This is a genomic window from Variovorax sp. Root318D1 (assembly GCF_001424835.1).
Classification (GTDB): domain Bacteria; phylum Pseudomonadota; class Gammaproteobacteria; order Burkholderiales; family Burkholderiaceae_C; genus Variovorax.
This window is the reverse complement of record NZ_LMCQ01000019.1, coordinates 59,218-71,471: the sequence shown is the minus strand read 5'-3', so window position 1 is coordinate 71,471 and position 12,254 is coordinate 59,218. Positions and strand designations below refer to the sequence as shown.

Sequence of the window (12,254 nt, the reverse complement as noted above, 5' to 3'; positions counted from 1 at the left end):
CAAAGGTTACGCGCGCATTTACAATCGGTGCCGCATTACCCTTTCCCCACCGAGGCCTCGTCCGCAATGCCCAAGAGCCCACTGTCGCGCGCCCGTTTCGGCTTTTCCCCCACCGTGCGTGCCCTGCTCCTGGCCACTGCCTGCGGCATGGCACTGCCCGCGCTTGCTGCGGTGGAGCACGACGAGGTCGATCGGCTCATGCAAGCCGGCAAGCTCGACGAGGCCATGTCACGCGCCGACGCTTTCCTGAAGGACAGGCCGAAGGATCCGCAGATGCGCTTCCTGAAGGGCGTGATCCAGTTGGATACAGGCAAGCGGACCGAAGCCATTGCCGCCTTCACGCAGTTGACGCAGGACGCGCCCGAGCTGCCCGAGCCGTACAACAACCTTGCGGTGATCTATGCGAGCCAGAACCAGTTCGACAAGGCACGCGGCGCGCTCGAGAGCGCGATTCGCACCAACCCGAGCTATGCCACGGCGCAAGAGAACCTGGGCGACGTGTACGCGCGGCTGGCCAGCCAGGCCTACAGCAAGGCATTGCAACTCGACCAGAACAACACGGCGGTGCAACCCAAGCTGGCGGTGATCCGCACCTTGTTCACCCCGGCACCGGTGGGCGGCAAATCCGCGGCGACGGCGGTGGCGGCTGCGCCTGTCGCAAAGACTGCTGCACCCGCTGCTGCGCCCGCGCCTGTCGCGAAGGCGGCTGCTGCCCCATCGCCCTCCCCAGCTCCTGTGCCTGCACCCGCACCTGCGCCAGTGAAGGCGGCAGCAGCACCCGCACCCGTGGCAGCGCCGACGCCTGTGCCACCGGCACCGCCGCCGGTGGTGGTGGCAAAGGCGCCCGAGGCTTCGATGCCATCCGCATCTGCATCCACACCTGCATCCGCGGCGGCGGCGGCAGCAACGCCTGGCTCGACGGCCGAGGTGGAATCGGCCGTGCGCGGATGGGCCGCCGCATGGGCTTCGCAGGACATGGAGCGCTACCTTGGCGCCTACGGCCCCGAGTTCAATCCCGGCGGCGGACAAAGCCGAAAGAGCTGGGAAGAAGAACGCCGCGCGCGCATCGTCGGCAAGTCGAGCATCAGCGTGAATCTGGAGAACCTGGCGATCAACGTCAACGGACAAACCGCAACCGCCAAGTTCCGCCAGATCTATCGCGCCGACAACCTCAACATCTCGAGCCGCAAGACACTGGAGCTGCAGCGCTCCGGCAACCAATGGCAAATTCGCAAGGAAAGCGTCGGAGGGTAGTGGCGGACATCGTCCGGCGCGGCCGGCTTCCGAAGAACGCTCCGTTCCCGCGCAGCGGGATCATGCTTGCGGCGCTCCTGGCGGCGTCGGTCCTTTTGCTGACGGCGCCTGGCTCGTCCGATGCGTCGACCAAGCCCAGCGGTACCACCGCGAGGTCGAAGGCCAACGGCAGCCGACCGACACACCAGGCCGCCAGGGAAGCGAAGCCCCGGGCAAAAAAGACCGCTGGCGCAGGAACCGCAAGCGCGGCAAGCAGATCCACGCCGCGCAGGGCGGCTGCATCTTCGGCCGCCCTTCAGCCAGCCAATGGCGCCGAGGCCCGCCTGATTGCAGTCTACGAACTGTTCGGCCGCGGCCAGGCGCGGCCCGCGCTCGCCAAGGCCCGCGACCTCGTGCGCGACTACCCCAACTTTCAGCTGGCCCAGCTGGTCTACGCCGACCTGCTCGCAACCCAGGTACCACCCGCGCACGCCTTCTCCGACGCCTCGGGCATCGCACGCATGCGCAGCGATCCGGCCATGGCCGAGCTTCGCGACGAATCGCAACGGCGCCTGCAAGCCCTGCGCGAGAGGCCGCCGGCCGGCACCGTGCCGTCGCAGTTCCTGGCCCTGTCCACGCGCAGCCGCTATGCCATTGCGGTCGACGCCTCGCGTTCGCGGCTCTACCTGCTTGAGAACTCCGACAAGGGGCTGCAGCTGGTGGCCGACTACTACGTGTCGGTCGGCAAGTCGGGCATCGACAAGGTCGCGGAAGGCGACGCGCGTACGCCGCTCGGCGTGTACTACATCACCAGCAACCTCGACCCGAAGTCGCTGCGCGACTTCTACGGCGCCGGCGCGCTTCCCATCAATTACCCGAATCCGTACGACGTGCGGCGCGGCAAGACCGGCGGCGGTATCTGGCTGCACGGCACTCCGCCCCAGCAGTTTGCGCGCGCGCCGCTGGCCAGCGACGGTTGCGTCGTCATGGCCAACCCCGACCTGAAACAGCTTCTTCGCAAGGTGCAGATCGGCGCCACGCCCGTGGTCACGGCGCGCAGCCTGCAATGGGTCTCCCAACCGCAAGCCGAAAAAGAAGCCCAGTCGTTCGCCAGCGCCCTCGCCGCCTGGAAAGATGCACGCGCCAATGGCAATGAAGCGCAATTAAAGAAATTCTATTTGCCGGAATTCCAGCGGAACAATAATAAAAAGTCCATTGAAGGATTTGCAGTGCTCCACGACGAAGTGGAATACGCGCGAGGCAAGCGTGTCCAATTCAAGGACATGTCGTATCTGCAATGGCGCGACGGCGACGAAACCATGGTCGCCACCTTCGGAGAAGTCTTCGAAGGCGAAAAGAGCGGGCGCACCCGGCGCCAGTACTGGCTGCGCCAAGGCAGCGAGTGGAAGCTCTTTCACGAAGAAATCCTGAGCGGAACCTGACTTTCGTCCCTCCTGTTAGGGGGGTCACTGCCCAAAATCCGTGATTTTTTACGCAGTTATCGGCCCGAACTTGGCCGTTACATTTCAACGCACTCCGCAGATGGTACGTAACACGTAACGCATTTGTTCCCGTAACACCGTCCGCATGAGCGTTCCGTGCGGCCCCGTAACGACCTCCCACATTCATGGGATGGGTACCTCTGTTAACAGAGGGAAAAATCGTTGCCAACTGTTAATCATCCTCTGGGATTCAGGAGCCGCACTAGGCAACGGACAGGCTGGCCGTATTCGTGCATACATGCCGTGACGAACACAGGATGCTGTCACCCCTGGGCGTTCCTCCGGTTGATACACGGAGTTACGCCGTATAACATCCAACACGTTCGTCACCGTTGTTAACAATCTTTAAAGGGTAAATCATGCTCAGCTCTATTACTCGGTTTCTGCGCGACGAAGAAGGCGCGACTGCAATTGAATATGGGATTATTGCGGGGTTGATTTCGGTTGCGATCATTTCCTTCCTTCCTGGAATTGGCACAAAGCTCGGCGTTATTTTTCAGAAGATCGACACCGCGATCACGGCAGCAGGTACACCGGCAGGCGCGGGATCATAAGGGCTTCAATTCGTGGCGCTCGCGTTCCTGCTGTGGCTCGTTCTTGCCATCGTCTATGACCTTCGCGAGCGCCGAATCCCAAACTGGCTGGTGTTATTCGGGGGTGCCTTCGCACTGGCGGCACTCGCCACCTCTCAGCCATTCGACATCGGTTGGTCTGAAGCCGGCTTGGGCGCTGCGGTGGGCTTCGGGTTTTTGCTGCTTTTCTATGCCACCGACCTCATGGGAGCAGGCGACGTGAAGTTCGCAGGCGCCTTGGGGTTGTGGGTCGGTTTGTCGGACTTGATACCGATCTGGGTCGTGGCGAGCCTGCTGGCTTTCGCCCACGCAGTTCTTTGGCGAAACCTAAGAGATTTGCCCATTTTTCCGCGACTTAGCTCGATGCTCGTCGGGCCTTCGCGCGACTCCAGATCGGGCGTTCCACCGCGCCGGATTCGCATCATTCCTTACGCGGCCTATTTGGCTATGGCCGCTGCGGCGTGGATGGTTTGGGGGCGAGAGAGTTAGCCACAGCAGCCAACTCTGACCGTCTCGCAGGCCCTTCATCACTCTCTCAATGATCGCTTGCTCCCCTCCTTCAGTTCGCCGCCCATGATCAATCTCACCAAAATCATCGCCGCCGTCCTCGTGCTCCTGGCTCTCGCGCTCGGCGGCTACGCATGGATGCTCAGCCGCCAGCCTCCAACGCCAGTCGCGGTCGCCCCCTCTGCCGCCGCTCCCAGCAAGGCCCCGCAAGCCCAGACATTTCCCGTGGTCGTAGCGGCCAAGCCGCTTCCTGCGGGCCAGCCCATCCCGGCCGATGCGCTTCGCATCGAACGCCTGACGATCAATCCAGTGGGCGCCTTCCAGGAAACCGGACCGCTCGCCGGGCGTGTGCCCGTGATGGATCTGGGCGAAGGCACACCGCTTCTTCAAGGCCAGCTTGTTTCGGGTCTTGCCCTGCGCGTCACCGAAGGCGAGCGTGCGGTCGCCATCAAGGCCGACGAGATCATGGGTGTGGGCAACAAGGTTCAACCCGGTGACTTCGTCGACGTGTTCCTGATGCTCAAGTCCGACGCCAAGGACATCGACCGCAGCCAGGCGCGCCTGCTCCTGTCGCGCAAACGCGTGCTGGCCTACGGCAGCGCCTCCGTCGATGGCCTGCCTTCCAAGATGGACAAGAACGGCTCCGCGCAACAGGCCCAGCGTGCCGAGCCGGCCCGGACCGCCGTGCTCGCGGTGCCAGTGGACGACATCAACCGGCTCACGCTCGCCGAGAACAGCGGTCGCTTGCTGCTGGCGCTGCGCAACCCCACCGATATGTCGGAACCCGATCCGAAGCTCTTTGCCGAGTTGCCCACCGCCCTGCAACCATCTCCGCCCAAAGCCGGGGAGCCGCGCCGCCCTCCATTGGAAGGTTTGGACCGCGCTCAAGCCGGCATCACCACGGCAGATTTCGTGACCGGCGGCAAGCCGGGCGCCTCGCGCACGCCGGGCATCGCTGCCGTACGGCCTTCGACAGCTCGCACCAGCGACTCCCGCGGGGCACTGAAGGTCGAAGTCATTCGCGGCGACCGCAGCGAAACCATCAACTACTGATCAGCAACAAGTGGCCCGCCCATGCACGCCACGCAGGAAACGAACACCATGACGATCGCCCTTCGCGCGAAAACAGCCGGTTCGGTACGTCCTCTGCGTCCAGTACTCGCGGCGCTGTGCCTGCTGGCCTCGGGCGTCTGGCCTGTGGTCTCCGCAGCCGCAGATCCGGCAGAGGCGACGTCTCTTCGCCCCGCACTTCAACTGCGGATCGACGCAGGCACGCAAAAGGAATTGCTGATCAGCAAAGGCATCGAGCGCATGGCCATTGCCGACGAGACGGTAGCCGGTGTCGCGCTCACCCGCCAATCGCCCAACTCGCCGGCCGCGCGCCTCATCGTCACCGGCAAGGCTGCGGGGCGGACCACGCTCATGGTCTGGGAAAAAGGGCAGTCGACCGCCACGGTCTACGCGCTCGAAGTGCGGCGCCGCGCCTCCACGCTTTCCGGCTCGCTCAACAGCATGGCTGCGCACCAGGAAGCGCGCGATGCGGCGATGGCCGCCGGCGGAGAAAAGTCGGCACTGATCGACCGCTCCGTTGTCAACGTACGGAGCAACACCGTGCAGGTCGAAGTCAAGATCGTCGAGTTCAACCGCAGCGTGCTCAAGCAGGCCGGCCTCAACATCTTCAGCACCCGCGCAAACTCCAACGGGTTCAGCTTTGGCGTGTTCACGCCGTCGTCGCTGCGTTCCACAGCATTCAGTAGTGACGGCTCGATCAGCGGTGAGCACAACAATCCGCTCGCCCAAGCCTTCAGCCTGCTGTTCAACTTCGGCAAGGCCGGTATCGGCCTGAACGTCGGTTTCCTCGAAGGCAACGGCATGGCCCGCGTGCTTGCGGAACCGACGCTGGTGGCGCTGTCGGGCCAGAGCGCAAGCTTCCTGGCCGGCGGCGAACTGCCCGTGCCCGCTCCCCAGGGCCTCGGCACCACGAGCATCGAATACAAGCCGTTCGGCATCGGCCTCACGCTCACGCCCACCGTGCTGTCGAACGACCGCATCGTGCTCAAGGTAGCCCCCGAAGCCAGCGACCTGGACTACACCAACTCGCTCAGCATTGGCGGTGTCGCGGTGCCCGCCATCAGCACGCGCCGAGCCGACACCACGGTCGAACTCGGCGACGGCGAGAGTTTCATCATCGGCGGGCTGGTGAGCCGCACCACGACTTCGAACGCCGACAAGGTTCCATTGCTCGGCGACATCCCGGTGCTCGGAACCTTCTTCAAGCAGAACAAATATCAGATGAGCGAGAAGGAGCTGGTGATCCTTGTCACGCCGCATCTGGTGAAGCCCATTGCGCGCGGCACGGATCTTGGTCCGTACCTTCCGGGTGGTGCCGAGCAACGCGATGGCCCCGTGTGGCGCGCGCATCTGCTGGGGCCAGCTTCAGGCACGACTGTGCCGGGGTTCTCGCGTTGACAGAAGCGAGCTATGCAAAACCTGCGGCCGATGCCATGAACGCTCCACGCGACAACCTCCCGGAGACCGGTGCGGAGACCTATCTCTTCGCATCGCCGAACAGCAGCCATGTCACCTGGCTGACCGACGCGCTCGGCCGACTGGGTGCGGTGGTGATCCTTCCACCTGAAGCCAAAGCGATCGACGAGCGCATCGCCATGCTCAGCCCCGCGGCAGTCTTTCTCGATTTCTCGGGGGACCACGCCACTGCGGCAAGCGAACTTCACCAGCGCCTCAAGCGCGAGTGGCCCACGCTGCCGGTACTTGCAACTGGCGTTTCGGCCGAGCCGGCTTCCATGCTCGCCGCGCTGCGCGCAGGCGTAGACGATTTCGTCGATATGAACGCACCGCCGACCGATGCGATCAATACGCTGCGCAAGCTGCTCGATCGTCAAAGCAGCCTGCAAAGCCGCACCCGCGGATGCACGCTTGCCCTGCTTGGCGCTCGTCCGGGCATTGGCGTGACAACCCTCGCGGCGAGTCTGGCACTGATGCTCAACGACCAGCCGTCCCAAGCGGCCGCACCTTCTCATGCTCGCAACACGCGCCGCGGAGTTGCGTTGCTCGATCTCGGGCTGCCCGCACGCGACGGCCTTCTGTATCTCGACACCCAAAGCGGCTTCAGCTTTGTCGATGGCGTACGCAACCTGCGCCGCCTCGACCAGACGCTCCTGCACACCGCGGTGGCCCACCACACGAGTGGCGTCGCCGTGCTTCCACTGCCGGCGAGTCTCGCGCAGGTGCGCGAGATATCGCATGCGGACTCGGTGGCACTGATCAAGCGGCTCGGCGATTTCTTCGATTTCCAGATCGCCGACCTTGGCGGTTTCTCGACCCTTGATTTTGTGGCGCAGACCGTGAAGGCAGCCCAGCGCAGTTGGGTTGTGTGCGACCAGAGCATCGGCGCGATCGTCTCCACCGCGAACATGCTCAAGGAACTGCGCACGCGCGGCATCGAGACCGATCGGCTGTCGCTCGTGGTCAACAAATTCGACACCCAAGTCGGGCTGCCGGCCAAGGACATTGCGGAGCGGCTCGAACTGCCGCTGCACCATGTTGTACCGGCACGCGCCACGCAACTGCTGGCGGCCGCGAGCCGCGGCGAAATGCTGGTGCGCACCGCGCGCAACGACGCGTATTCGCAAGCCGTATCCGGCCTCGCACGCGGACTGAACCAGGAATACATGTCCGAAGCAGGCCAGCCGCCGGCGCAATCCCCTTGGGCGGCGCGAATTTCGCAAATTTCCGGATTCTGGAAAAGCTCTAGTCAAGGTTGAACCGCCCCTATGTCCAACGATCTCGAATTCGCCGACGACGACCAGGCGTTCACCAATTCCCAGCAGTTCCAGGACATCAAGAGCTGGACGCACGACCATCTGCTGAGCCGCATCGAAGAGCTCGGCGCGGAATTCGGGCGCTGGTCGCGCGCCTCGATTCAGCAGTTCGTCGAACTGGAGGTCGACAGCTTCGTCCGGCTGCGCCGTGTGCCGATCAACGACCGGGAGATGCAACTCATCTCCGACGCACTCACCAAGGAGCTTGCAGGCTTCGGGCCGCTGGAAGACTTGCTCAACGATCCCGCCGTCGAAGACATTCTGATCAACGGCTACCAGAACGTATACGTTTCGCGTCACGGCATGTTGGAGCGAGAGACGGTGCGCTTCGCCGATGCGGAGCACGTGATGCGCATCGTGCGCCGTATCCTCGCGCCGCTCGGCCGCCGGCTCGACGAATCCAACCCGATGGTCGACGCGCGGCTGCCGGACGGCGGCCGCATCAACGTGATCATCGAGCCACTGGCAATCGACGGACTCTCGGTTTCCATTCGAAAGTTCCGCAAGGAGCCGCTCACGCCGGCCGATCTGGTGAAGCTCGGCACCTTCGATGCTGGCATGGCGCAGTTGCTGGAGATTGCCGTGCGTGCGCGCTGCAACATCCTCGTGAGCGGCGGCACCAGCTCGGGAAAAACCTCGCTGCTCAACGCGCTCGCAACCTTCATTCCCACGCGCGAGCGTGTCATCACCATTGAAGACACGGCGGAGCTGTCGCTCGGCACCAGCCACGTCGTCCGGCTCGAAAGCCGCCCCGGCGGATTCGACGGCACGGGCGTGGTGTCAATCCGCGACCTGCTGCGCAACAGCTTGCGCATGCGGCCGGACCGCATCATCGTGGGCGAAGTGCGCGGCGCCGAAGTCATCGAGATGATGCAGGCCATGAACACGGGCCACGAAGGCTCGATGGGCACCATCCACGCCAGCTCGCCGCGCGAATGCCTCTACCGGCTCGAGATGCTCGCGGGCTTTGCCGGCTATCAAGGCAGTGAAGTGAGCCTGCGCCGGCAGATCGCCAATGCCATCGATTTCATTGTGCAGATCGGGCGTCTTTCAGGTGGCCAGCGTCGAATCATCTCGCTGAGTGAAGTCACCGGCGTCAACGACAACGTCGTCGCGATGCAGGAGCTTTACCGCTACGAACCGATTGTGTCGCCCGATGGCGAGGAACGCGATCGATGGGTTTCGCTTGGCATCGCGCCGCATTCGCCCAAGATCACGCGCTTCCGCCAATCACTGGCGCGGGCCCAGCAGGGAGACAACCGTGGCTAAGGTTCTGCTGACGGTCGCTTGCGTCGCGCTGCTGCTTGCAGCCGCGGGGCTGCTGCTGTGGCAATGGGCAAAGGCGCGTCAGACACGACAGGCAGCGGGACGGCATCTGAACCAGCAGATTCTGGCCAGCACGGCCGCTGCGGCATCGTTGCCAATACCTTTGCGGGATTTGCCCAGCGGCGGGCTCATGACTGACCCTTGGCTCGAGACCGAAACAAGCGCCGCAGTTACCGCACCTGGTGGGCTTCTTGAAAAGGCCCTGCCCGACTGGCTGATGGGCGTGATCGATCCGCGCATCGCCGCGCTGGGCTTGGCGGCCGTCGTGGCGCTGGCCGCGCTTGCGGGCCTCTTCGGCGGCTGGGTTGCAGCATTGAGCGCCCTCGCATTGATGATGATCCTCGCGGTCTTCGCGGTTTGGCTGCGACTGCAGAAGTTCCGCCGCAAGCTGGTCAACCAGTTACCCGACTACATCGACGTCATGGTGCGATTGATCACCATCGGGAACTCCACGCAGGCTGCGTTCCAACTTGCTATTGCCACCACGGAGACTCCGTTGCGCGGCCTACTGGAACGCTCGGCATCGCTGGTGCGCGCTGGCATGGATCTGGACCGCGCCCTGCACCAGACAGCCAAGCACGTCCGCATCGACGAGATGTATCTGATGGCCTCCATCCTCGGCCTAGGTGTGCGCTATGGCGGCCGTGCCGATCTGCTGCTGGAACGCGTCGGCAATTTCATGCGCGACCGTGAGCAGGCGGAGCACGAGTTGGTTGCCATGTCGGCGGAAACCCGCCTCTCCGCCTGGATACTGGGGCTGCTGCCGGTGTGCGTGGGCGCCTTCCTCATCATGACCAATCCCGGTTATTTCATGGGAATGTGGAATGACGGTACAGGTCGCATGCTGATCTTCTCCTCGGCAGGACTTCAGTTGGTGGGCGCCGCCCTCCTTTATCGATTGGCAAGACTGACATGACGTTCTCGCCCATGCAAATTGCCATCCTTGCCCTGGCAGTACTCGCGCTAGGTCTCATGGCTGGAGCAGGCGCACTGATTGCTACCGAATTGCGTCGCGCGCGCAGTGGAAAGGTCATCGGCCGCGCCATCCACCAAGTTGTGGAAGCTCCGGATTTGTCGAAAGCTTCCGCTGATGCGGAAGAAGAGCCTGGCGCCTCCGCGAAGTCCGATATCGAACTGCCCTTCCATTGGCTCGAAACGCGGCTTGGCCGGACGCTTGTGGCAGATGAAGACCGGAATCTCATCGACCAATGCGGCCTTTCCTCGAAGCGAACGCAGCTGTTTTTCTTGGTGGCCCGCGTTCTGTTCGCAATGCTGCTCCCGCTTCTGGCCTATATGGCTTGGGGTGAGAAACACACGGGGGGCACCGCCACCATCGTTCTTGCCGGCGCTTTCGTCATTGGCTTTATGGCGCCCAAATGGGTGCTCGGACGCGTTGCTGCCACGCGGCGGGAGCGGGCGAATCAGGAGGTTCCGCTGTTCATCGATTTGCTGCGCCTTCTTCAAGGGGTTGGACTGAGTCTCGACCAGAGCCTGCAAATCATGGCTAGCGATTTCTCGCATGTGCTGCGCGTGCTCGGCTACGAATTGACCTTGGCCAACAACCAGTACAGCCGTGGCCGCAGCCGCGAGCATTCGTTGCAGCGCCTCGCGACCTTGCACAAGAACGAGCACCTTCGAGGGCTCGTGTCCTTGCTGGTGCAGGTCGACAAGCACGGCGGAGCAGTGCAGGAACCGTTGCGCATCTTCAGCGACCGGTTACGCGAACGCCGGCGTTCCGAAATGAAGGAAAAAATCGGAAAGATCACGGTAAAGATGACCGCCGTGATGGTGTCCACGCTGATGCCGGCGCTGGTCATCGTCACGGCAGGACCAGGCTTCATCGCGGTATTCCGATCACTGGGAGTCGTCGTCAAATGAAAACGTTGGACTTTTGCATGTGCCCGTCCGCTGTGCGGCGCATTCTGGCTTTCGTCTCCGCGGGCGCCGCGGCGGTCGTTATCGCCGGCTGTGCCGGCGTCAAGGATCAGTACGCCGCCAGTGCGGACGCGCAACAGCGCATGGCCGCCGAAGCGGCTGCGGACACGAAAGCGGGGGCTTCCGTAGACACCCAAGCGACCTACCTCAAGCTGGTAGAGCAGATGCAGAAGGAGGACCTGTGGTTCGCATCGCTCGCGCACATCGACGCTCTTGAACAGCGTTGGGGTGTCTCGCCCGAATCCACGCGCACGCGTGCTGAGGCGCTGCGCCAGACGGGGCAGGCTGTCTCCGCCGAAGCCGCTTACAAGCGCCTTTTGAGCACGCCGCTGGCGAGTGCCGGCTACCGCGGATTGGGACTGCTGGCAGGCACGCGCGGCAACTACGCCGAGGCGGTGCAGTTGCTTACGCAGGCCCAGCGCCGGACACCAACCGATGCGTTGCTGCTGAGCGACCTGGGCTATGCACAGTTGCGCGCCGGCCAGATCGAAGACGCACGACTGCCTCTGATGCAGGCCTTGCAGTTGCGCCCCGACAGCACACAGGCACAAGCCAATCTGGCGCTCTATCTGGAAGTAACCAATCAGCGGGACCAAGCCACAGCGCTGATGGATGCGAACCGCATGTCCGAAACAACGCGCTTGGCCGTGCGCGAAGCGGCGCAGCAGCTGCGTGCACCAGGCGGACTGGCCGCACCCATCGTTGCCGCGGCATCGGCTTCGACTCGCGGTGAGCCCATTGTTGCGCCCCTTGCGCTCAAGCCGTCGCGGTGGACAGGAGCGGGTGGCATGAGGACTGCGACCCAGACGAATCCGCCGGCGTCGAATGCCGAGGCGCCCTTCTCCCCGAACTCGATCCCACGAGGTACACCATGAACCACGAATCCACCGAACGGATTACCTCGCTGCCCGTTCGTGCGGCCCTGGCCGCCGCACTTCTCTTCATGGCAATGAATGCCTTCGCGCAAACGAATACGGCCAAAGCGGATGATGCGGGTGCAAGGGCCGTCGCGGTGCCAATGGCTGCCCAGCCTGTACAAAATCAGGCCACGCTGCACTCTCAGGAAGCGCAGACGGCCGAGGCCGAAGAACTCGACCCACCGCCGCTGCGGCTCGGCGATGCGACGCAAAACCTGCTTGCCTGGCAACGCAGCGGAGAGATTGCATCGCCCACGCCCCGGCCTATCGCCGGAAACGTTGCCAGTCGCAGCTATGAGCGTTATGTCAAGAGCTTCGAACATCCGATTCCCGAGCACCTTGGCTCGACGGTGACCAAGTCCAACGGCGCAGCTGGCGGCGCTGCTGGCGGGGCGCGTTGAGCGGAGAGTTCCGTCGCGC

12 protein-coding genes are annotated in these 12,254 nt (G+C 63.6%); all 12 read left to right on the top strand.

Annotation, left to right across the window (positions count from 1 at the left end):
• Positions 1-66: 66 nt before the first annotated feature.
• On the top strand, positions 67-1,254 hold the full coding sequence (locus tag ASC78_RS14630; protein ID WP_055802550.1) for a nuclear transport factor 2 family protein: 1,188 nt from the start codon (positions 67-69) through the stop codon (positions 1,252-1,254).
• Between the two features lie 62 nt (positions 1,255-1,316).
• Entirely contained in the window at positions 1,317-2,675 is a 1,359-nt protein-coding gene (locus ASC78_RS14625; protein ID WP_235505099.1) for a L,D-transpeptidase family protein, read from the top strand.
• Positions 2,676-3,094: 419 nt separating this feature from the next.
• Entirely contained in the window at positions 3,095-3,289 is a 195-nt protein-coding gene (locus tag ASC78_RS27090) for a Flp family type IVb pilin (protein WP_082517540.1), read from the top strand.
• Between the two features lie 12 nt (positions 3,290-3,301).
• Positions 3,302-3,796, top strand: a complete 495-nt coding sequence (locus ASC78_RS14620) for an A24 family peptidase (protein WP_082517539.1) — start codon at positions 3,302-3,304, stop codon at positions 3,794-3,796.
• Positions 3,797-3,880: 84 nt separating this feature from the next.
• On the top strand, positions 3,881-4,867 hold the full coding sequence (cpaB, locus tag ASC78_RS14615) for a Flp pilus assembly protein CpaB (RefSeq protein ID WP_055802546.1): 987 nt from the start codon (positions 3,881-3,883) through the stop codon (positions 4,865-4,867).
• Between the two features lie 48 nt (positions 4,868-4,915).
• On the top strand, positions 4,916-6,283 hold the full coding sequence (locus tag ASC78_RS14610) for a type II and III secretion system protein family protein (RefSeq protein ID WP_055803369.1): 1,368 nt from the start codon (positions 4,916-4,918) through the stop codon (positions 6,281-6,283).
• Complete coding sequence (locus ASC78_RS14605) at positions 6,223-7,599, top strand: AAA family ATPase (protein ID WP_235505098.1); 1,377 nt, start codon at positions 6,223-6,225, stop codon at positions 7,597-7,599. Before ASC78_RS14610 ends, ASC78_RS14605 begins: the two co-directional genes overlap by 61 nt.
• 9 nt (positions 7,600-7,608) lie before the next feature.
• Positions 7,609-8,925, top strand: coding sequence for a CpaF family protein (locus ASC78_RS14600; protein WP_055802544.1), 1,317 nt, complete (start codon positions 7,609-7,611; stop codon positions 8,923-8,925).
• Entirely contained in the window at positions 8,918-9,898 is a 981-nt protein-coding gene (locus ASC78_RS14595; protein ID WP_055802542.1) for a type II secretion system F family protein, read from the top strand. The genes ASC78_RS14600 and ASC78_RS14595 overlap by 8 nt, the downstream gene beginning before the upstream one ends.
• Positions 9,895-10,860 carry a type II secretion system F family protein gene (locus ASC78_RS14590; RefSeq protein WP_055802539.1) on the top strand — a complete coding sequence of 322 codons (966 nt, stop codon included), beginning with the start codon at positions 9,895-9,897 and terminating at the stop codon, positions 10,858-10,860. Before ASC78_RS14595 ends, ASC78_RS14590 begins: the two co-directional genes overlap by 4 nt.
• Positions 10,857-11,792, top strand: a complete 936-nt coding sequence (locus ASC78_RS14585) for a tetratricopeptide repeat protein (RefSeq protein ID WP_157634458.1) — start codon at positions 10,857-10,859, stop codon at positions 11,790-11,792. Before ASC78_RS14590 ends, ASC78_RS14585 begins: the two co-directional genes overlap by 4 nt.
• A complete protein-coding gene (locus tag ASC78_RS14580; RefSeq protein ID WP_055802537.1) occupies positions 11,789-12,235 on the top strand; it encodes a DUF3613 domain-containing protein in 447 nt (148 codons plus the stop codon). Before ASC78_RS14585 ends, ASC78_RS14580 begins: the two co-directional genes overlap by 4 nt.
• Positions 12,236-12,254 lie beyond the last annotated feature (19 nt).

What these genes read in the sequence shown, in the direction of transcription:
- ASC78_RS14630 (WP_055802550.1), top strand. Translation starts at nt 67, where the DNA reads ATGCCCAAGAGCCCACTGTCGCGCGCCCGTTTCGGCTTTTCCCCCACC.
- ASC78_RS14625 (WP_235505099.1), top strand. Translation starts at nt 1,317, where the DNA reads ATGCTTGCGGCGCTCCTGGCGGCGTCGGTCCTTTTGCTGACGGCGCCT.
- ASC78_RS27090 (WP_082517540.1), top strand. Translation starts at nt 3,095, where the DNA reads ATGCTCAGCTCTATTACTCGGTTTCTGCGCGACGAAGAAGGCGCGACT.
- cpaB (WP_055802546.1), top strand. Translation starts at nt 3,881, where the DNA reads ATGATCAATCTCACCAAAATCATCGCCGCCGTCCTCGTGCTCCTGGCT.
- ASC78_RS14610 (WP_055803369.1), top strand. Translation starts at nt 4,916, where the DNA reads ATGACGATCGCCCTTCGCGCGAAAACAGCCGGTTCGGTACGTCCTCTG.
- ASC78_RS14600 (WP_055802544.1), top strand. Translation starts at nt 7,609, where the DNA reads ATGTCCAACGATCTCGAATTCGCCGACGACGACCAGGCGTTCACCAAT.
- ASC78_RS14590 (WP_055802539.1), top strand. Translation starts at nt 9,895, where the DNA reads ATGACGTTCTCGCCCATGCAAATTGCCATCCTTGCCCTGGCAGTACTC.
- ASC78_RS14585 (WP_157634458.1), top strand. Translation starts at nt 10,857, where the DNA reads ATGAAAACGTTGGACTTTTGCATGTGCCCGTCCGCTGTGCGGCGCATT.
- ASC78_RS14580 (WP_055802537.1), top strand. Translation starts at nt 11,789, where the DNA reads ATGAACCACGAATCCACCGAACGGATTACCTCGCTGCCCGTTCGTGCG.